Annotated in this window: 16 protein-coding genes and 1 pseudogene; 16 read left to right on the top strand and 1 reads right to left on the bottom strand. The window is 65.0% G+C overall.

All coding sequences use genetic code 11. From position 1 onward, the window contains the following. Nucleotides 1–3 precede the first annotated feature (3 nt). The 12 genes from murG (at nucleotide 4) to RFM52_RS03315 (ending at nucleotide 16,167) form a co-directional block, all read left to right on the top strand. Nucleotides 4–1,128, top strand: a complete 1,125-nt coding sequence (murG, locus tag RFM52_RS03260; protein ID WP_320295112.1) for an undecaprenyldiphospho-muramoylpentapeptide beta-N-acetylglucosaminyltransferase — start codon at nucleotides 4–6, stop codon at nucleotides 1,126–1,128. Then, nucleotides 1,125–2,531 (top strand): UDP-N-acetylmuramate--L-alanine ligase, encoded by a 1,407-nt coding sequence (murC, locus tag RFM52_RS03265; RefSeq protein ID WP_320295113.1) that lies wholly within the window; start codon nucleotides 1,125–1,127, stop codon nucleotides 2,529–2,531. Before murG ends, murC begins: the two co-directional genes overlap by 4 nt. Then, complete coding sequence (gene murB / locus RFM52_RS03270) at nucleotides 2,528–3,493, top strand: UDP-N-acetylmuramate dehydrogenase (protein WP_320295114.1); 966 nt, start codon at nucleotides 2,528–2,530, stop codon at nucleotides 3,491–3,493. The genes murC and murB overlap by 4 nt, the downstream gene beginning before the upstream one ends. 519 nt (nucleotides 3,494–4,012) lie before the next feature. Then, nucleotides 4,013–4,939 carry a D-alanine--D-alanine ligase gene (locus RFM52_RS03275; RefSeq protein WP_320295115.1) on the top strand — a complete coding sequence of 309 codons (927 nt, stop codon included), beginning with the start codon at nucleotides 4,013–4,015 and terminating at the stop codon, nucleotides 4,937–4,939. Then, nucleotides 4,927–5,871 (top strand): cell division protein FtsQ/DivIB, encoded by a 945-nt coding sequence (locus RFM52_RS03280; protein ID WP_320295116.1) that lies wholly within the window; start codon nucleotides 4,927–4,929, stop codon nucleotides 5,869–5,871. Before RFM52_RS03275 ends, RFM52_RS03280 begins: the two co-directional genes overlap by 13 nt. After that, a complete protein-coding gene (ftsA, locus tag RFM52_RS03285) occupies nucleotides 5,868–7,175 on the top strand; it encodes a cell division protein FtsA (protein ID WP_320295117.1) in 1,308 nt (435 codons plus the stop codon). Before RFM52_RS03280 ends, ftsA begins: the two co-directional genes overlap by 4 nt. Before the next feature lie 67 nt (nucleotides 7,176–7,242). Next, a complete protein-coding gene (gene ftsZ, locus RFM52_RS03290) occupies nucleotides 7,243–8,904 on the top strand; it encodes a cell division protein FtsZ (protein ID WP_320295118.1) in 1,662 nt (553 codons plus the stop codon). 379 nt (nucleotides 8,905–9,283) lie between these two features. Further along, nucleotides 9,284–10,231 (top strand): UDP-3-O-acyl-N-acetylglucosamine deacetylase, encoded by a 948-nt coding sequence (gene lpxC / locus RFM52_RS03295; RefSeq protein ID WP_320295119.1) that lies wholly within the window; start codon nucleotides 9,284–9,286, stop codon nucleotides 10,229–10,231. Between the two features lie 201 nt (nucleotides 10,232–10,432). Further along, complete coding sequence (locus RFM52_RS03300; protein ID WP_320295120.1) at nucleotides 10,433–11,302, top strand: outer membrane protein assembly factor BamD; 870 nt, start codon at nucleotides 10,433–10,435, stop codon at nucleotides 11,300–11,302. An 8-nt stretch (nucleotides 11,303–11,310) separates the two neighbouring features. Further along, complete coding sequence (gene recN / locus RFM52_RS03305; RefSeq protein ID WP_320295121.1) at nucleotides 11,311–12,984, top strand: DNA repair protein RecN; 1,674 nt, start codon at nucleotides 11,311–11,313, stop codon at nucleotides 12,982–12,984. 283 nt (nucleotides 12,985–13,267) lie between these two features. Then, nucleotides 13,268–15,475 carry an NAD-dependent DNA ligase LigA gene (ligA, locus tag RFM52_RS03310; RefSeq protein ID WP_320295122.1) on the top strand — a complete coding sequence of 736 codons (2,208 nt, stop codon included), beginning with the start codon at nucleotides 13,268–13,270 and terminating at the stop codon, nucleotides 15,473–15,475. Beyond that, nucleotides 15,475–16,167 carry a DUF2461 domain-containing protein gene (locus tag RFM52_RS03315; protein WP_320295123.1) on the top strand — a complete coding sequence of 231 codons (693 nt, stop codon included), beginning with the start codon at nucleotides 15,475–15,477 and terminating at the stop codon, nucleotides 16,165–16,167. Before ligA ends, RFM52_RS03315 begins: the two co-directional genes overlap by 1 nt. A gap of 131 nt (nucleotides 16,168–16,298) precedes the next feature. On the opposite strand, the gene RFM52_RS03320 is transcribed toward RFM52_RS03315, so the two are convergent. Continuing rightward, complete coding sequence (locus RFM52_RS03320) at nucleotides 16,299–17,057, bottom strand: SDR family NAD(P)-dependent oxidoreductase (RefSeq protein WP_320295124.1); 759 nt, start codon at nucleotides 17,055–17,057, stop codon at nucleotides 16,299–16,301. A gap of 171 nt (nucleotides 17,058–17,228) precedes the next feature. Here RFM52_RS03320 and RFM52_RS03325 point away from each other — a divergent pair, with 171 nt between their 5' ends. The 4 genes and pseudogenes from RFM52_RS03325 to RFM52_RS03340 all read left to right on the top strand — a co-directional run. Further along, nucleotides 17,229–18,638, top strand: a complete 1,410-nt coding sequence (locus RFM52_RS03325) for an aldehyde dehydrogenase family protein (protein WP_320295125.1) — start codon at nucleotides 17,229–17,231, stop codon at nucleotides 18,636–18,638. Beyond that, nucleotides 18,616–19,455: an N-formylglutamate amidohydrolase gene (locus tag RFM52_RS03330; RefSeq protein ID WP_320295126.1), complete on the top strand. Its 840-nt coding sequence runs from the start codon at nucleotides 18,616–18,618 to the stop codon at nucleotides 19,453–19,455. Before RFM52_RS03325 ends, RFM52_RS03330 begins: the two co-directional genes overlap by 23 nt. A 71-nt stretch (nucleotides 19,456–19,526) precedes the next feature. Further along, nucleotides 19,527–20,111 (top strand): helix-turn-helix domain-containing protein, encoded by a 585-nt coding sequence (locus RFM52_RS03335; protein WP_320295127.1) that lies wholly within the window; start codon nucleotides 19,527–19,529, stop codon nucleotides 20,109–20,111. A gap of 198 nt (nucleotides 20,112–20,309) precedes the next feature. Further along, nucleotides 20,310–20,975: pseudogene (locus RFM52_RS03340) on the top strand (ABC transporter ATP-binding protein); the annotation flags it as partial. Nucleotides 20,976–20,999: the final 24 nt, after the last annotated feature.

Consider the following 20,999-nt stretch of genomic DNA (forward strand, 5'->3'; position numbering starts at 1 on the left):
AGGATGGCGAAGGGTGTCATCCTGCTTGCAGCCGGCGGAACGGGCGGACATCTGTTTCCGGCCGAGGCGCTGGCGCATGAGCTGATCGAACGCGGCTGGAAGGTGCATCTCGCCACCGACCGTCGCGCCGAGCGTTATTCCGGCCAGTTTCCCGCCGCCGACATCCACGCGATCGCCTCGGCGACGCTGGGATCGAAGAATCCGGTGGCCGTGATCTCGGCCTTCTGGAAAATCTGGCAGGGCGTGCGCGAAGCGGGAAGGATCATCGCCAGAATCAAGCCGGAGGCGGTCGTCGGTTTCGGCGGCTATCCGACGCTGCCGCCGCTCTACGCGGCGACACGGCGAAGAGTGCCGACGCTGATCCATGAGCAGAACGCCGTCATGGGCCGCGCCAACAAGGCGCTTGCCAGCCGCGTGGACGCGATCGCCGGCGGCTTCCTGCCGGAGGGCGCCAGCGCTGACGGCGCAAAGACGGTGACCACCGGCAATCCGGTCAGGCCGCATGTCCTCGAGGCAGCGAAAACGCCTTACGTGGTATCGAACGAGGGCGAGCCGTTCCGCTTCCTGGTGTTCGGCGGCAGCCAGGGCGCGCAGTTCTTTTCCGATGCGGTGCCGGCGGCGATCGCACTGCTGCCGCGAGACCTGCGCAAGCGGCTGCTGATCACCCAGCAGGCGCGGGCCGAGGATGTGGCGCGGGTGAAGGCCGCCTATGCCGAACTCGGCGTCGACGTCCAGGTTTCGCCCTTCTTCACCGACATGGCGGCGCGCATGGGAGCGGCGCATCTGGTGATGTCTCGCTCCGGCGCCTCGACGGTTTCGGAAATCGCCGTCATCGGCCGGCCGGCGCTGCTGGTGCCTTATCCGCACGCGCTCGACCACGACCAGGCGGCGAATGCCGCGGCGCTTGCCGCCGCCGGCGGGGCCGAGCTCCATCCGCAGTCGACGCTGTCGGCGGAGAGGATCGCCGAGCTGGTCGGCGGGCTGATCAAGGATCCGAGCCGGCTGGCGACCATGGCCGCCGCCGCCCGTTCGGCCGGCAAACCGAACGCGGCGCGGTTGCTCGCCGATCTGACAGAGGCTATTGCGTCCGGCAAGACGGTTTCGGACTACAGGAGGACGCGCGCATGAAGATGCCGCAGACGATCGGCCTTGTGCATTTCATCGGCATCGGCGGCATCGGCATGAGCGGCATCGCCGAGGTGCTGCACAATCTCGGCTACAAGGTGCAGGGGTCGGACCAGGCCGACGGCGCCAATGTGCAGCGGCTGCGCGACAAGGGCATCGAATGCTTCGTCGGCCACAGGGCCGAGAATCTCGGCGACGCCGAAGTCGTGGTCGTTTCGACCGCGATCAAGAAGTCCAACCCGGAACTGAAGGCCGCGCGCGAAAAGCTGCTGCCGATCGTGCGCCGCGCCGAGATGCTGGCCGAACTGATGCGCTTCCGCCAGGCGGTCGCCATCGGCGGCACACATGGCAAGACGACGACCACATCGATGGTGGCGACGCTGCTCGAAGCCGGCGGGCTCGATCCGACCGTCATCAATGGCGGCATCATCAACGCCTACGGCACCAATGCGCGCATGGGTGATGGCGAGTGGATGGTGGTCGAAGCCGACGAGAGCGACGGCACCTTCCTGAAGCTGCCGGCCGACATCGCCGTCGTCACCAACATCGATCCCGAGCATCTCGACCATTATGGCAGCTTCGACAAGGTGCGCGAGGCCTTCCGCCAGTTCGTCGAGAACGTGCCGTTCTACGGCTTTGGCGTGATGTGCACCGACCACCCGGAAGTGCAGGCGCTGGTCGGCCGCATCGAGGACCGGCGCGTCATCACCTATGGCGAGAACGCGCAGGCCGACGTGCGCTTCACCAACCATCGCATGCAGGGTGCGATCTCGGAGTTCGATGTCGTGATCCGCGACCGCAAGGGGCGCGGCACGACCTCGATAGAGGGCCTGCGCCTGCCGATGCCCGGCCGGCATAACGTATCCAACGCGACGGCGGCGATCGCGGTCGCGCATGAGCTTGGCCTTTCGGCCGAGGCGATCAAGAAGGGCCTGTCGTCCTTCGCCGGCGTCAAGCGGCGCTTCACCCATACCGGTTCGTGGAACGGCGTCGAGGTGTTCGACGACTACGGCCATCATCCGGTCGAGATCGCGGCGGTGCTGAAGGCCGCGCGCAGCGCGACCAAGGGGCGTGTCATCGCCATCGCGCAGCCGCATCGCTTCACCCGCCTGCACGATCTCTTCGACGAATTCTCCGTCTGCTTCAACGATGCCGACACCGTCATGGTGGCGCCGGTCTATGCGGCCGGCGAGGAACCCATCGAAGGCGCGACCTCCGACGCGCTGGTGTCGCGCATCCGCTCCGGCGGCCATCGCGACGCGCGTTATATCGATGGCGCGGCGGCGATCGCGCCGGCCATTCGCGAGCTTGCCAAGCCCGGCGATTTCGTCGTCTTCCTCGGCGCCGGCAACATCACCCAATGGGCTTACGCGCTGCCTAAGGAACTCGGTGGAACGCCCTCATGATGCGCGGCCAGGATCTCATCGACAAGCTCGGCGGCAAGCTTTCCGGCCTGCGTGGCCGTATCATGCCCAATGCCGAGATGGACAAGATCACCTGGTTCCGGGCCGGCGGCCTGGCGGAGGCGCTGTTCCAGCCGGCCGATGAGGAAGACCTGGCGGCCTTCCTGCGCGCGGTGCCGGAAGAGGTGCCGATCATGGTGGTCGGCGTAGGTTCCAATCTTCTGGTGCGCGACGGCGGCGTTCCCGGTTTCGTCGTCAGGCTTTCGGCCAAGGGTTTCGGCGAGGCCGAGGCCACCGGGCCGACCACGATCAAGGCAGGTGCAGCAACGCCGGACAAGCGTGTCGCCGCGGTGGCCTATGAAGCCGGCATCGGCGGCTTCCATTTTTACCATGGCATTCCCGGCGCCATCGGCGGCGCGCTGCGCATGAACGCCGGCGCCAACGGCGTCGAGACGCGCGAGCGAGTCGTCGAGGTGCGGGCGCTGGACCGCAAGGGCAATCTCCATACGCTCGGCAATGCCGATATGGGCTATGCCTATCGCCATTCCTCCGCGCCCGCCGGCCTGATCTTCACCTCGGCCACCTTCGAAGGCGTTGCCGAGGACAAGGCCGCGATCAAGGCGGCGATGGATGCCGTGCAGAACCATCGCGAGACGGTGCAGCCGATCCGCGAAAAAACCGGCGGCTCGACCTTCAAGAATCCGGAAGGCACCTCGGCCTGGAAGGAGATCGACAAGGCCGGCTGTCGCGGGCTGATGATCGGCGGCGCGCAGATGTCGCCGATGCATTGCAACTTCATGATCAACACCGGCACCGCCACCGGCTACGACCTCGAATATCTCGGCGAGACGGTGCGGGCGCGGGTGCTGGAGAACTCCGGCATCCGGCTGCATTGGGAGATCAAGCGCCTGGGCAATTTCCGCCCCGGCCATGCGGTGCAAGAGTTCCTCGGCCAGCTCCTTTGAGATGTGCCGATATTCAGGTGAGGCTGGCCTGCGAACGGCGGCTTACTGCGCTTCCGGTGCTCACGTACTTTAGTACGCTCCGCTCCGGCCTTCGCCGGCCGAAGCCCTTATGGGTTGTCTCAGCTCTACGAAGGCTACGGCCGGCGTAGGCCGGTTCTCGAAAGCCACCCCTCTCGGCTCGGCCTGACCTGAATCTCAACACATCTTGGCTCCCTGTGATGTTCAAGTAGTACTTGAACTTCGGCGCCTCTCAGCGGCGTCAACCGTTGCCACAAAGACTCAACAACACACTTTTTGCGGCTGTTTTCGCGGAAAGTGAATCTCTCGGAATCATAGGCACTTGCCAGGGAATCAACTCTCTGATTCTCTGCCCTAAAGCGTTTCCTGATTTGAGTCGTTCGACGCGTTCAGCCGCGTTTTCCGTCTGGGGGGCAACCTGCCGGAAGACTCGGACTCAATGCTTGGAAATGCGGTGCGGGAATATCGGTTGCAGGCCCGGCGTGAGAGGGGATGACGGGAATGAAGAACAAGCATGTGGCTGTCCTTCTGGGTGGATTCTCCTCGGAGCGGCCCGTGTCTCTGTCTTCGGGGAAAGCGTGTGCGGATGCGCTCGAGAATGAAGGCTATCAGGTCACCCGTGTCGATGTTTCGCGCGATGTCGGGTCTGTGCTTGCCGAACTCAAGCCCGACGTCGCCTTCAATGCGCTGCATGGTCCGTTCGGCGAGGACGGTACCATCCAGGGAATTCTCGAATATCTCGGAATTCCCTACACCCATTCGGGCGTGCTCGCTTCGGCGTTGGCCATGAACAAGGAGCAGGCCAAGAAGGTTGCCAAGGCGTCGGGCATTCCGGTCGCGGAATCCAAGGTGGTCAACCGCTTCGCTATCCAGAACAAGCATCCGATGAAGCCGCCTTATGTGGTCAAGCCGGTCAATGAGGGCTCGAGCTTCGGCGTCGTCATCGTGCATGAGGGGCAGTCGCATCCGCCGCAGGTGATCGGTTCGACCGAATGGCAATATGGCGAGATCGTCATGGTCGAGCGCTACATCCATGGGCGCGAATTGACCTGCGCGGTGATGGGCGATGTGGCGCTCGGCGTCTGCGAGATCATCCCGACTGGGCATTCCTTCTACGATTACGATTCAAAATACGTTCCCGGCGGATCAAAACACGAAATCCCTGCTAAAATTTCACCGAATATTTACCAAAAAATACAGACACTGGCCCTCAAGGCTCATCTTGCCATTGGTTGCCGGGGCGTTTCCCGATCGGACTTCCGTTACGACGACCGTCACTCCGAAAACGGCGAGGTTGTCTGGCTCGAGGTCAACACTCAGCCGGGCATGACGCCGACGTCTCTGGTGCCTGAAATCGCCGCGCAAGCGGGGCACTCGTTCGGCGATTTGTTGAGTTGGATGGTGGAGGACGCTTCGTGTCTGCGTTGAGGTGGGGACAGGGTAATGGCGGTGGCGCGGCTCGGTCCGCGCCGTTCGGCATGTCGCTGTCATTCGACCGTTTCGTGTTGCCGCGTCAGCTTCGCCGGCCGATGCGCGTGCTGGCGCGCCTGTGCGGCGGCGAGTATGAGGCGCCGCGCTTTTCGGCGGCGATCCTTTCCGCCGCGCTGATCGCATCCAGCAGCGCCTATGGCGCTTTTCTCGGCGGCTACACCGACAGCATCGTGCAGGGCGTGACGGCGCGCACCGGCTTTGCCGTCGACCAGATCAAGGTGGTCGGCAACCGCCAGACATCCGAGATCGACGTGCTCGACCGGCTCGGCCTCGACGGCTGGACCTCGCTGATCGGCTTCGATGCAGAGGCCGCGCGGGAGCGTATTGTCACTCTGCCCTGGGTCGAGGGTGCGGCGGTGCGCAAGATCTACCCGCATACGCTGGAAGTGCGCATTGAGGAGCGCCAGCCCTTCGCGCTCTGGCAGCAGGGAACTTCTGTTTCGGTCATCGAGCGGTCTGGCGAGGTGATCGCGCCATTCTCGGGCGGCAAGCAGGCGCTGCTTCCCCTGATCATCGGCGCGGGCGCCCCGGTGATGGCGCCGGCTTTCCTCGCCAAGATCGAGCGCTACCCCGAGCTTGCGGCGCGGGTCAAAGGTTACATCCGTGTCGGCGAACGGCGCTGGGATCTGCGGCTTGAAAACGGCATCACGGTCAAGCTGCCAGAAGATGACGAGGACCAGGCGATCGCGGAACTCGTCAAGATCGATCATGGCAACGGGTTGCTGACGCGCGACATCGCCGCCGTCGACATGCGGCTCTCCGACCGGCTGGTCGTGGAGCTGTCGCCGGAAGCGGCGACGCAGCGCGAAGCCGCGCTCAGCGACAAGCCGAAGAACCTGGCCAAGCGCAAGGCGGAGACGAAGATATGAGCTGGCTTGGCGGCAGCGGTGATGCTTCTTCGCGCCGGTCGGGCACGCTCACGGTGCTCGATGTCGGCTCCAGCAAGGTTTGCTGCGTCGTGGCGAAGCTCAAGCCGAACGAGGACGGCAAGCTGCTGCGCGGGCGCTCGCACCGCATCCAGGTGATCGGCATCGGCCACCAGAAGTCGCAAGGCGTGAAGTCCGGCGTCGTGGTCGATCTCGATCGCGCCGAGCATGCCATCCGGCTTGCCGTCGATGCGGCCGAGCGCATGGCCGGGCTGACGGTCGATTCCCTCATCGTCAACATGACGGCCGGCCGGCTGAAGAGCGAAGCCTTCTCGGCGACCATCAATCTCGGCGGCCATCAGGTCGAGGAGATCGACATCAAGCGCGTGCTCGCCGCCGGCGCCAAGCAGGCGCTCAGGGCCGAGCGCGAGGTGATCCATTCGCTGCCCGTCGGTTTCTCGCTCGATGGCGAGCGCGGCATGCGCGACCCGCGCGGCATGGTGGGCGATGCGCTTGGCGTCGACATGCATGTCTTGACCGGCGATGCGGCGCCGATGCGCAATCTCGAGCTTTGCATCAATCGCTCGCATCTGTCGGTCGAACGCATGGTCGCGACGCCCTATGCCAGCGGGCTTGCCTCGCTGGTCGACGACGAGCTCGAAATGGGCGCGGCCTGCATCGACATGGGCGGCGGCACGACGACTATCTCGGTGTTCTCGGAAGGCAAGTTCGTCCATGGCGACGCCATCGCGATCGGCGGCAACCATGTGACGCTCGACATGGCCAAGGGCCTGTCGACCTCGCTCGATGCCGCGGAGCGGCTGAAGGTGATGCATGGTTCGGCGCTGCCCGGCAGCGCCGACGACCGCGATCTCGTCTCGATCCAGCCGATCGGCGAGGAAGGCGATGTGCCGCTGCAGATCCCGCGCTCGGTGATGACGCGCATCATCCGCGCCCGCATCGACGAGACACTGGAGCTTCTGCGCGACCGGCTGAACAAGTCCGGCTACGGCAATGCCGTGGGCAAGCGCGTCGTGCTCACCGGCGGCGCCAGTCAGCTTTCCGGCCTGCCGGAAGCGGCGCGCCGCATCCTCGGGCGCAATGTGCGCATCGGCCGGCCGCTCGGCGTCGCCGGCCTGCCGGAAGCGGCCAAGGGACCGGCGTTCTCGACCCCGGTCGGACTGATGATCTATCCGCAGATGGCGAGCTTCGAGAGCCATTCGGCGAAAGGACTTTCCGGTTTCAGGATGACCGGAACGGGCGGAAAACTGCATCGCATGAGTCAGTGGTTGAGAGACAGTTTTTAATTTGACGGGGACAGCCCCATAGGCGGCCGCAGCGGCGAGGCGGCGGGAAAGGCAAAGGACGGAGACAATGACTATCAATCTGCAGAAGCCGGACATCACCGAGCTTAAGCCCCGCATCACCGTGTTCGGTGTCGGCGGCGGCGGCGGCAATGCCGTGAACAACATGATCACAGCCGGCCTGCGCGGCGTTGAGTTCGTGGTGGCCAACACCGACGCGCAGGCGCTGACCATGTCGAAGGCCGAGCGGTTGATCCAGCTCGGCGCGCATGTCACCGAAGGCCTCGGCGCCGGTTCGCAGCCGGAAGTCGGCCGCGCGGCGGCGGAAGAGTGCATCGACGAGATCATCGATCACCTCTCCAACACCCATATGTGCTTCGTCACCGCCGGCATGGGCGGCGGCACCGGCACGGGCGCAGCTCCGGTCGTTGCCCGCGCTGCGCGCGAGAAGGGCATCCTCACGGTCGGCGTCGTCACCAAGCCGTTCCACTTCGAAGGCCAGCGCCGCATGAAGACGGCCGACCTGGGCATCGAGGAGCTGCAGAAATGCGTCGATACGCTCATCGTCATCCCCAACCAGAACCTGTTCCGGCTGGCCAATGACAAGACCACCTTCGCCGATGCCTTCGCCATGGCCGACCAGGTGCTCTATTCGGGCGTTGCCTGCATCACCGACCTGATGGTCAAGGAAGGCCTGATCAATCTCGACTTCGCCGACGTCCGTTCGGTGATGCGCGAGATGGGCAAGGCGATGATGGGCACCGGCGAAGCCTCTGGCGAGGGCCGCGCGATGGCCGCCGCCGAAGCTGCTATCGCCAACCCGCTGCTCGACGAAACCTCGATGAAGGGCGCCAAGGGCCTGCTGATCTCGATCACCGGCGGCCGCGACCTCACCCTGTTCGAGGTGGACGAGGCTGCGACCCGTATCCGCGAGGAGGTCGACCAGGACGCCAACATCATCCTGGGCGCCACCTTCGACGAGGAACTGGAAGGCGTGATCCGCGTGTCGGTCGTCGCCACCGGCATCGACAAGTCGGCGGCCGAAATCGCGGCCGCGCCGATCTCGATCCGCGCGCCGCAGAAGCCTGCCGCCCGTCCGGCCGCGGCTCCGATTGCCGAAATCCGTCCCGCCCCGGTTCAGCCGCAGGCCTACGAGCCGCGCGCGGCCGACCCGGTCGCCGAGGCGATCCAGCTTGCCGAGGCAAACGCTGCGGCCATGGCCCAGCCGCGCCCGATGCCGGTCGACGACTTCCGGCCGCAGAGCAAGATTTTCCAGGCTCCGCCGGCCCAGCCGCAGCCACAGCCAGTGGTGCCGCAGCAGGTCATGCAGCAGCCCGCACCGCAGCGCGAGATGCCGCAGCCGATGGCCGCGGCTCCGCAGCGCATGCCGCGCGTGGAAGACTTTCCGCCGGTGGTAAGGGCTGAAGTCGAAGCCAAGACCCGTCCGGCGGACCATGAGAACAGCGGTCCGATGGGGCTGATCAAGCGGCTGACCAACGGCCTTACCCGCCGCGAGGAAGAGCCGGCCCGGCTCCAGCCGGCGCAGCCGCGCGAGCCGAAGCTGCGCCAGGCCGCGCCCGAGATGCGCCGTCTCGCCAGCCAGGATCCGCAGCTCTACGCGCCCCGCCGCGGCCAGCTCGACGACCAGGGCCGGCTGACGCCGCAGGCCCGCACGGTCCAGGAAGACGACCAGCTGGAGATACCGGCTTTCCTGCGCCGCCAGGCCAACTGACCGATATGGCGGATCGCCGATCGTCGATACGGCGGACCGCCGATCGTTAACGATATATAACGGTTGTTAACAGGCAGACGAGAGATCGTCTGCCTGCTGCTTTTATAAAATGCATTAAAAACAGTGCCTTATTGGCTGTTTCTGACACGGCCCCGCGGTTACATGGGGTAAGAAACCGTGATTTGGAGTCTCCAAAGCGGGCCATTATCTTCGCCACGGACTAAAGTCGGTTTGCCGGGATTCGGGGAGTAGCCCTGCCTGCCGATCATACCAGAGCCGCATGCTCTTGCTTATTTTGCCGCCTTTGTGCGAGCGCCAGACCATCCAACTGGCTGCAAGATACCCAGGGCCCACGGAGCGGACGCAGGCATTTTGGGCGATGGGGTTACTCTTGCACGACTATCAGACGACAGTGAAATCGCGTGCGACGCTGGCTGGCATCGGCGTCCATAGCGGCAAAACCGTCACCGTTCATTTCCTGCCGGCCGATGCCGACACCGGCATCGTCTTCCATCTTTCGAATGGCGACGAAGCGCGGGAGTTCCGCGCCTTGGTCGCGGAAGTCGGCGCCACCGATCTGTGCACCATGCTTGGCGATCCGGCCGGCGAGCACATCGGCACCGTCGAGCATCTGATGGCCACGGTGTTCGGTCTTGGCATCGACAACCTCATCATCGAGATCGACGGTCCGGAAGTCCCCATTCTCGACGGCAGCGCCATGGCTTTCGTCGAAACCTTCGAGCAGGCCGGCATCGAGACGCTGGCGGTGAGGCGTCGCTATATCCGTGTCGTCAAGCCGGTGCGCGTGGAAGCCGGCGCGTCCTGGGCGGAGTTCCGTCCCTATGACGGTACGCGGTTCGAGGTCGAGATCGATTTCGAAAGTCCGGCGATCGGCCGTCAGCAATTCGCCTCCGACATCAATCCCGACATCTTCCGCCGCGACATCGCGCGGGCGCGGACCTTCGGCTTCATGAAGGATGTCGAGAGGCTTTGGGCGGCCGGCTACGCGCTCGGCTCGTCGCTCGAGAACTCACTGGTCATCGGCCACGACAACCGTGTCATCAATGTCGGCGGGCTGCGCTATCCCAATGAATTCGCGCGCCACAAGACGCTCGATGCGATGGGCGATCTGGCGCTGGCCGGCGCGCGCTTCATCGGCTGCTTCCGTTCCTACCGCGGCGGGCACAGGATGAATGCCTCGGCCTTGCGCCGGCTGCTTTCCGACCATACGGCCTTCGAGATCGTCGAGACGAGGCGCCGCGAGCGCGGCCGCGTCGCCGAGATGATCGCCGTCAGCCGGCCGGTCTACGCACCCTGGGTGATCTGATTTTTAACCGTTTTCTGGCTTTGTAGGGCGGGCTGTGTTGCACGATTGCATCACGAATCGCTGAAATTGCACAACCTCGCGCCCGGCGCCGGCCTGCCACAAAAATGTGCGATTGGCCGGACATAGCGTTGCCGGGCAAGGGGATAATGGTTTATGGCTGCGGCCCGGACCGAAACGACGCCGAAGGGGCGGAATCCAAACATGTTTTTTTCGCGAGTTGGTCAATCGGTAACGCCGCGTCGGGGTGTTTTGCTGGCGCTGTCGGTGGTTGCTCCCGCGCTCGTGCTGTCGGCCTGCATGTCCTCCGAGAAGGACGTCAACCTGGCGACCTATGTCGACCAGACCGAACCGGCCGACGTTCTCTACAACCAGGGCCTGGCCAACATGAATGCCGGCCGCCTCGATGAGGCGAGCAAGAAGTTCGACGCTGTCGACCGCCAGCATCCCTATTCCGAATTTGCCCGCAAATCGATGGTGATGGGCGCTTTCGCCGACTACCGCGCCGGCAAATACGACGAGGCCATCGGCAGCGCGAAGCGCTATCTGACGCTTTATCCCTCGACCGACGATGCCGCTTACGCGCAGTACATCATCGGCTTGAGCTACTACCGGCAGATCAAGGACGTCACCCAGGACCAGAAGGAAGCGCGCCAGACCATCCAGACCATGCAGGAACTGGTGACGCGCTGGCCGAATTCCGAATATGTCGGCGACGCCAAGGACAAGATCCGCTTCGCCAACGACCAACTCGCCGGCAAGGAGATGCAGGTCGGCCGCTACTATCTCGAGCGTCGCGAATACATCGCCGCCGTGAAGCGCTTCCGCACCGTCGTCGAAAACTATTCCAACACCCGCCATGTCGAAGAGGCGCTGGCGCGCCTGACCGAGTCTTACTATGCGATGGGCCTGACCTCGGAAGCGCAGACGGCGGCGGCGGTGCTCGGCAACAACTATCCGGACAGCTCGTGGTACAAGGATTCCTACAAGCTCCTGCAGAGCAACGGGCTTGCGCCGCGCGAAAATGCCGGATCGTGGATATCCAAGGCCGGGAAGCTGATCACCGGCGCCTGAAGCTTGCGATGCTGTCCAGACTGTCGATCCGCGATATCGTCCTGATCGAGAAGCTGGACATCGACTTCCTGCCTGGGCTTTCGGTGTTGACCGGCGAAACCGGCGCCGGCAAATCCATCCTGCTCGACGCTTTGTCGCTAGCGCTTGGCGCGCGCGGCGACACCTCGCTCGTGCGCCACGGCGCCGCGCAAGGCCAGGTCATCGCGGTGTTTGACGTGCCGCGCAACCATCCGGCGCGCGCGCTGCTCGCCGAAAACGACATCGAGGACGATGGCGACATCATCCTGCGCCGCGTGCAGACGGCCGACGGCCGCACCCGTGTCTTCGTCAACGACCAGCCCTCCAGCGTCACCCTGATGCGCGATGTCGGCCGCGCGCTGGTCGAGATTCACGGCCAGCATGATGAACGCGCCCTGGTCGATCCCGGCGCGCATCGCCAATTGCTGGACAGTTTCGGTGGCCATCTGGGCGCCGTGCGCGGCACGGGCGAAGCCTGGCGCTACTGGCGAAACTGCGAGCAGGAGCTTTCCCGGCATCGCGCCAAGGTCGAGGCGGCGGCGCGCGAGGCCGATTATCTGCGCGCTTCCGTGGCCGAACTCGCAAAACTCGATCCGCAGCCGGGCGAGGAGACGGAGCTTGCGGAATTGCGCGCGCAGATGATGCGCGTCGAAAAGATCGCCGCCGAGATCCATGACGCGCAGGATGTTCTGTCGGGGCCGTCCTCGCCCTTGCCGCAGCTCGCCAGCCTGTTGCGCCGGCTGCAGCGCAAGTTGGGCGAAGCGCCCGGCCTGCTCGACGACGTGGTGACGTCGCTGGACGAGGCGATGATCTCGCTCGACGCGGCGCAGTCCGGCGTGGAAGCCGCGCTTCGCGCCACCGAATATGATCCGCAGCGTCTGGAGAAGGCCGAAGAGCGTCTGTTTGCGCTGCGCGCCGCCTCGCGCAAGCACAATGTCGCGGTCGACGACCTGGCGCAACTGCGCGACACGATGGTGGCCGATCTTGCCGATCTCGATGCCGGCGAGGAGCGGCTGCATGCGCTGCAGAAGCAGGCCGCCGCCGGGCGCGAGGCCTACGACATTTCCGCGGCGCAGCTGTCGTCGCTGCGCCATGCGGCGGCGTCGGGGCTGAGCAAGGCGGTGATGGCGGAACTGCCGGCGCTGAAGCTCGAACGGGCCGAGTTCATCGTCGAGATGGGAAGCGATGCCGAAAGCCGCATGGAAGAAGGCATCGACCAGGTCGAATTCTGGGTGCGGACCAATCCGGGCACAAGGCCGGGGCCGATGATGAAGGTCGCGTCGGGCGGCGAGCTCTCGCGCTTCCTGCTGGCGCTGAAGGTGGCGCTCGCCGATCGCGGCTCGGCGCCGACCTTGGTCTTCGACGAGATCGACACCGGCGTCGGCGGCGCGGTGGCCGACGCCATCGGCCAGCGGTTGGCGCGGCTGTCGAAAAGGGTGCAGGTTCTCTCCGTCACCCACGCGCCTCAGGTCGCGGCGCGCGCCGCCACGCATTTCCTGATCTCCAAATCCGGTGGCAAGGACCGTGTCGCCACCGGTATTGCCGAAATGGACCGCGCCGCGCGCCAGGAAGAAATCGCGCGCATGCTGGCCGGCGCCACCATTACCGATGAGGCGCGCGCCGCGGCCGAGCGGTTGTTGCGTGAGAACACGGCCGCAGCTTAGGATGTGTCGATATTCAGGTGAGGCCGGTCTGCGAACGGCGGTTTCCTCCGCTTCCGGTGCTCACGTACTTCAAGTACGCTCCGCTCCGGTTCTCGGACACCACCCTTCTCGACTCGGCCTGACCTGAATCTCAGCACATCCTTGGTGCTTGATTCTCCGGCTTTGAAAGCAGAGTCAGCAGATGGCTGCATGTTGCTGTTCAGGAATGATTTTTGCGCAAGCCGACTCCCTGCCTGCGAATCCTGATTTATAGTGGCCCGCCACAATTTGAGGACCGCGCCGCATGTCGGAGAAACCAGTCGAATCGCTGAGCGAAAGCGAGGCCGCGGAGGAGCTGGAGCGGCTCGCGGCGGAGATTGCCGAACATGATCGTCGCTACCATGCCGAGGACGCGCCGACGATCACCGATGCGGAGTACGATGCGCTGCGCCGGCGCAACCTCGCCATAGAGGAGCTTTTCCCGGATCTCGTGCGCGAGGATTCGCCGTCGCGCCGGGTCGGCGCGCCGCCCGCGGAAGGCTTTGCCAAGGTACGGCACGCGGTGCCGATGCTCAGCCTCGCCAAAGCCTATACGGACCAGGACGTCGCCGATTTCATCGAACGCGGACGGCGTTTCTTCGACCGCGACAAGGACCTCGACATCGCCTTTACCGCCGAGCCGAAGATCGACGGGCTGTCGGCTTCGCTGCGCTACGAGAACGGCGTGTTCGTGCAGGGCGCGACGCGCGGCGACGGCGCGGTCGGCGAGGACATCACGGCCAATCTGAAGACGATTGCCGACATTCCGAAAAAGCTGAAGGGGTCGGGCTGGCCGGAGACGATCGAAATCCGTGGCGAGGTCTACATGACCTATGCCGAGTTCGAGGCGCTGAAGCAGCGTTCGGCGGCGGTCGGCGGCCAGGACTATGTCAATCCGCGCAACACGGCAGCAGGCTCGCTGCGCCAGAAGGACCCGTCGGTCACCGCCAGCCGCAACCTCAAATTCTTCGCCTATGCTTGGGGCTACACGACCGCAGACCCCGCGCCGACGCAGTTCGAAGCGGTGCAGAAATTCGGCGAGTGGGGTTTTAAGGTCAGCCCGCTGATGGTGCGGGCGAAGTCGATCGAGGACCTGATCGCGCAGTATCATCGGATCGAGGAGCAGCGCTCCTCGCTCGGCTACGACATCGACGGCGTCGTCTACAAGGTCGACCAACTCGAGTTGCAGCGCCGCTGGGGTTTCGTCACCGGCGAGCCGCGCTGGGCGGTCGCCCACAAATTCCCGGCCGAGCAGGCGATGACGACGGTCGAGAAGATCGACATCCAGGTCGGCCGTACCGGCACGCTGGCGCCGGTGGCACGGCTTGCCCCGGTCACGGTCGGCGGCGTGGTGGTCGAGAACGTCACGCTGCACAATGAAGACTACATCAAGGGCTTCGACAGCAACGGCCAGCCGATCCGCGACGGCATCGACGTGCGCATTGGCGACACTGTGGTGATCCAGCGGGCAGGGGACGTCATCCCGCAGATCGTCAGCGTCGTCATCGACAAGCGGCCGGTCAATGCCGTGCCTTACGAATTCCCGCATACCTGCCCGGTCTGCGGCTCGCCGGCGACGCGCGAGATCAACGAGAAGACGGGCAAGGAAGATTCGCGGCGGCGCTGCACCGGCGAGCTGATCTGCGCCGCCCAGGCCGTGGAAAGGCTGCGCCATTTCGTGTCGCGCGGCGCGCTGGATATCGAGGGCCTCGGCGCGGAAAACATCGACCTCTTCTTCAATGCGGGGCTGGTCAAGACGGCTGCCGACATCTTCACGCTGAAGGATCGAAGGCCAGCCGTCACCAAGGCGCTGGCCGAGCGGCGCGAGGAGCAGGCGAGGTTGCGCGAGGAAGCCTCGGGCAAGGCGCGCAAGAATGTGCGCAGCGTCGAGGAGCGCAACTATGAAGGTCTCGACAAATTGTTCGCGGCCATCGACGCGCGGCGCGAGCCGGAGCTCGACCGCTTCATCTTCGCGCTCGGCATCCGCCATATCGGCGAGACGACGGCGGCCGTGCTTGCCCGCCAGTTCTCGACCATCGAGGAGCTGATTCGAATCGGCAAGGAGACTGCGAAGGCGGAGGATCCGCACAGCGTCTTTCCGTCGATCAACGGCATCGGCGACACAGTGATCAACGCGCTGCGCGACTTCTTCGGCAATGAGCGCAATGACGACGTGCTGGATGCCTTGCTCGCGCAGGTCCACCCCAAGCCCTATGTCATGGAGATCTCGGCCGGCAGCGAAGTTTCCGGCAAGACGGTCGTGTTCACCGGCTCGCTGGAAAAGATGACCCGATCGGAAGCCAAGGCGATGGCCGAGCGGCTCGGCGCCAAGGTCGCGGGCTCGGTTTCGGCCAAGACCGATCTGGTGGTGGCCGGCCCCGGCGCCGGCTCGAAGCTGAAAGTTGCAAGCGAGCTCGGCATCGAGGTGATCGACGAGGATACCTGGCTGCAGCGCATCGGCAGGGCTGGCTGATGGCGGGCGCGTTCAAGGGTTTTGGGCAGAAGGCCATTCCTTTCTTCAAGGCGCTCGACTTCCACCAGAGCCGCGAATGGTTCCAGGAGAACCGCGACCTCTTCGACAGCGAACTGCACGGGCCGTTTTGCGATCTCGTCGAGACGCTGAGCGAGCGCTTCGAAACGGCCAAGCTCGGGCTGCGAGGCGACCGCAAGAGGTCGCTGTTCCGCATCAACCGCGACGTGCGCTTTGCCAAGGACAAGCGGCCCTACAACCGGCATCTCTCGGCCATTCTGTCGCCGGACGGCAGCAAGATGTCGCAAGGCGTCTTCTATGTGCATATCGGGCTCGAGCGCTGCTTTGCCGGCGTCGCCTGGTGGCAGCCCGCGCCTGAACTGCTGCAGGCGATGCGCAAGGCGATCGTGGAGAAGCCCGCCGCGTTTCGCACCATGGTCTCGTCGCTCAAGAAGGCCGGCCTGGAGCTCGATGCGGAAGACCGGCTGAAGCGCGCGCCGCGCGGTTTCGAGGATGTCGGCGACGAGGACCTCGCCCAGGCCGTTCGCAACCGCCATTTCGTGGTCCGGCACGATATCGATCCAACGACGATCCATTCGCCGGCACTGGTCGACGACCTTGTCGATTTCACCCTGCGTGCCAAGCCGCTGCTCGACTGGGGCAGGGCGATCCAGGGCACGGTCGTGGCGGCCTAAAGCGCATCGCGATCTTTCAGATTCGCACCATGCGCTTTAGGTTTTTTGATTTTACGCATGTCTTTATCCCGAAACCGGTTCCCACTTTCGGGAGACATGCGTTAACGCCGCCGTCCGCTGCCGCCAGAGGCTTACATCCGCATCAGCAGGCCGCCGTCGACGGCGAGTTCGATGCCGGTGATGTAGCTTGCGGCATCCGAGAGCAGGAAGAGCGCGGCATTGGCCATATCCTGCGGCGTGCCGATGCGGCCGAGCGGCGTGTAGTTCGCCACGGCGGCGCGCTTCTCCTCGGTGTCCCAGCGCGCCTGCAGCGGCGTCAGCGCCATGCCGGGGCAGATGGCGTTGGAGCGGATGCCGTCGCCGGCAAGCTGCATGGCCAGCGACTTGGACAGCGCGCAGACGCCTGCCTTCGAGGCCTGATAGGCATCCTGCGGTTTCGGATCGCCGCGATACCACTGGATGGTCGAGAAATGCACCATGGCGCCGCCGCGGCCGCCGGAACGCATGTAAGGAACGACGGCGCGTGCGGTGTGCACGAAGGATTTCAAATTGATGTTGAAGACCTGGTCCCAGACATCGAGGTCCATATCGAGCGCAGACTTGTCGCGGCCGAACCACAGAACGCCGGCAACATTGGCGAGAAAGTCGATGCCGCCGCGCTCGCGGCCGGCGGCGCCGATGGTTTGCTCGACGAAAGCGGCGTTGGTCAAATCGCCCTGCGCAAAGGTCAGCCTGTCGTCATAGGCGGCAAGCGAGGCCGGGCGCGGCTTGATGTCGATGGCGGTGACGGAGGCGCCGGCATCGAGCAGCGCCAGCGCGATCGCTTCGCCCATGCCGCCGCCCGCTCCGGTGACGACCGCATGCCTGCCGGTGAAATCAAAGACGACCATCTGTCCCTCTCTTGTTGGCGCCAGAGACGCGTTTTGCGCCAGGACGCGATGGCCGGACAATAGGGGCGGGCAAAAAATCCATCAAGCCGTATTCGAAAAAATTTGCCAAAATGGAAAATCTCGATATCGTGCCGTGATTGACGGCTCTCCTTTTGGGTGGATTCCAAGACCATGAACCTGCATTCCGGCGCGCGCACCTTCGCGGTTACCTCTCCTGTCGACGGCTCGATCTATGCGACACGCAGCTACGTGGACGGCGCGGCGATCGAGGCGGCCGTCGCCCGGGCCCGCGCGGCGTTGCCGGGCTGGCGGCGAACGCCGCTGGCCGAGCGGCTGGCCATCCTTTTGCGCTTCGGCGAGGAGATGAAGGCGCGCGCAGCCCCGCTGGCCGACGCGGTGGCATGGCAGATCGGCAGGCCACTATGGCAGGCCGACGAGACGCCGCGCCTGGCGCTGATCGGCGAATTGCTTGCAGGTGCCGCGCCCGAGACGCTGGCCGACATGCCGTTCCCGTCGGATGAAAACATCCGCCGCTACGCCAGGCCGGTGGCCGGCGGCCTGCATCTGTCGATCTGCGCCTGGAATTATCCGACCGCCATGCTCGGCTATCTGGTCACGTCGCCGCTGGCGGCCGGCAATGTGGTGATCTTCAAGCACTCGCCGCAGACGCCGTTGATCGCGGAGCTTGCCGAAGAAGCTTTTCGCGCCGCCGGCGGTCCCGAGGGCGTCTTCCAGAGCCTGCATCTCGACCATCCGGATGCCGAGCGGCTGATTGCCTCCGGCGTCTTCAACGCCGTCAATTTCATCGGTTCGGTCAATGGCGGCAGACGCGTGCATGCGGCCGCCGCAGGTACCTTCACCCAGGTGCATCTCGAGCTCGGCGGGAAGGATCCGACCTATGTGCGCTCCGACGCGGATCTCGAAGCGGCGGTGCCGTTGATTGCCGAGGGCAGCTATTCCAATGCCGGCCAGTCCTGCTGCTCGGTCGAGCGCATCTATGTCGATCGCTCGATCCATGATCGTTTCGTCGAGGCGCTGGTCGCCGAGACGGCGAAGTGGAGCATCGGCCATCCGATCGGCGAAAAGCCTATGGTCGGTCCGGTGGTGCGCGCGGTTGCGGCCGACACCATTCGCGGCCTTACCGAAGGCGCGGTGCGGGCAGGGGCGAAGCGCCTGATGCCGCAGGACGGCGCGCTCAAGGCGGCAAAGCTTGGGGCAGCCTATGTCGCGCCCGAGGTGCTGACCGGCGTCGATCACAGCATGCAGATCATGCGCGACGAGCTGTTCGGTCCGGTGGCCTGCGTCCAGGCTGTCAGCGGCGACGACGAAGCGATCCGATTGGTGAACGACAGCGACTACGGCTTGAGCGCCTCGATCTGGACGCGCGATGTCGAGCGCGGCGTGGCCTTGCTCGACGAGGTCGAGGCCGGCACGGTCTATCTCAACCGCTGCGACCACGCCGACCTCTATCTGCCCTGGGGCGGCATCAAGAATTCCGGTCTCGGGCGCACCAACGGACGCGCCGGCCTGATCGAGGCGACGGCGGCGAAAGCCTATCATGTCCGCTCCGTCATCGCTTGACCGCCAGCGGCATCCGACCGTGCGGGACCTTGAAAAGCTTGGCGATGCGGCGGTCTCGGCGCTTGCCGCGGCCGGCGTGGAACGGCTGCTGCCGGATGCGGCCAGCCCGTATCTTTTGATCGCCGAGCATGCCGGCAATGTCGTACCGGCGCCCTGGCGCGACCTTGGCCTGGCGGAGCCCTATCTCGGTACGCATTTCGCGGTCGACATCGGCGTCGATGCGCTGACGCGGCGGCTTTCGCGAACACTGCGGGCGCCGGCCGTGATCGCGCGCTATTCGCGGCTGTTCCTCGACTACAACCGCCCCGCGGATGAGTGGGATTTCATGCGGCCGGACCTCGGCGGCATCCCGGTGCCGGACAATGTGGCGGTCGATGCCGTGGATGCGAGGCTGCGCAAGCTTGTCGCCTGGGCGCCGGTCGAACGGGCGATCATCGAAGCCGCCGCTGGCCGGCGGGCGCTGATCTCGGTGCATTCCTTCACGCCGGTGATGGGCGGCGTGAAACGCAATGTCGATATCGGCGTGCTGTGGCGGGAACAGTCGCCCTTCGTCACCTCGGTGCTGAAAACCCTCGGCGTACAGGGCGTGGAAGCAGGCTTCAGGATCGGCGACAACGAACCCTACGACTGGCGCCAGGCCGTCGGCTACACGCTGAACCGGCATGGGCTGCAGCAGGCCCGGCCCTGCCTTTACCTCGAGGTGCGCAACGATCTACTTGCTGATCCGGAAACTTTCGAACGCATCAGCCGCCTTCTCGAAAATGCCTTTGCCACCGTCGCGATGTCCCTATGGCCGCAATCAGCCGTAGCCGTCTAAAGGCTGGACGCTCAAATAGCGGAACGCTAGAGCTTGTCGAATTGGAAACACGACAGCCAAGGGCGTGGACGATGCAAGGCAATGTGGGCAGCAAGATCCGCGACGCGCGCAAGCAGCAGAACATCACCTTGCGCGATCTCAGCGAGCGCTCCGGCCTTTCCGTTTCGCAGCTGTCGAAGCTGGAGAACGGCAAGGCCAGGCTGACCGTCGACATCGCGCTGATGATCGCCGGCGTGCTGCACGTGCCGGTGGCCTCGTTCCTGTTCAGCCCGAAGCCCGGGCCGCAGGCGCGCCGCTCGATCACGCGCGCCGGCAGTGGCATCCTGCATGAAGGCAACGCCATGGAATTCGAGGTCTTGTGCAGCGATTTCCGCGACAAGACCAATATTTTCTGGCGCGTCACGCTGCGCGCCAGGACCTTCGAGGAAAACGGCGGCTGGCGCAACCATTCGGGTGAAGAGTTCATCCATGTGCTGAGCGGCAGCCTGCAACTGCACACGCTTCATTACGACCCGACCGTGCTGCAGCCCGGCGACAGCATCCTGTTCGACGGCGAGATGCAGCACGCCTATGTCGCGCTCGGCGACGAACCCGTCATCATGCTGATGTCGAACACCGTGCCGCGCGACGGGCTGCCGCCGGGAACAGGCGCCTGACCGACGGTCCGAAGGCTTCCGTTGAAGAATTTTTCTAAAATGGAAAAAAATACTTGTTCTGGAAAAGTCGGGGGACTAGCATCCCTTTCGACGGCCGACAGGAGAACAGCCAGCGGCCGGCAATGGGAGAGATGACCGATGCTGTCGGTTGAGGCAGTCAGCAAGACATTCGGCGGCGTGCAGGCCCTGCGCAACGCTTCGCTGACTTGCGAGGCCGGCGAGATCCTCGGCCTTATCGGCCCGAACGGCGCCGGCAAGTCGACGCTCGTCAACGCCATTTCGGGCGTGCTCAAGCCGGACAGCGGCAGCGTTCGCCTGGCTGGCGAAGAGATCACCGGGCGCGGTCCGGAGCATTGCGCACGGGCTGGGGTCGGCCGCACCTTCCAGACCATCAGGCTGTTCAAGGATTTGACCGTGCGCCAGAACGTCGAGGTCGCGCACATCACCTGCCGCGCCGTGCGCCCCGCCGCCGCCGCTCGGATCGGCGTCGACCAGCTGTTGCAGCAATATGAGCTGGCGGGATTCGCCGACAGCCCGGCCGGCACGCTGCCCTATGGCAGCCAGCGCCGGCTCGAGATCGCCCGCGCGCTGGCGCTGGGGCCGTCGCTCTTGTTGCTCGACGAACCGGCGGCCGGCCTCAACGAGGCCGAGTCGGAGACGCTGGCGATCGCGATCGAAGGTATCCGCCGCGACGTCGGCTGCGCGACCATCGTCATCGATCACGACCTGCGCTTCATCAACCGGCTCTGCGACCGGCTTTGCGTGATGGACCAGGGGCAGGTGATCGCTTCGGGCGAGACGGAAGAAGTGTGGCGTGATCCGCGCGTCATCGAGGTCTATGTCGGGCAGTCGGAGACTGCTTGAGGGCCCGGAAGAACAACCGCAATG

This window comes from Mesorhizobium humile, from assembly GCF_033977215.1.
Lineage (GTDB): Bacteria > Pseudomonadota > Alphaproteobacteria > Rhizobiales > Rhizobiaceae > Mesorhizobium > Mesorhizobium humile.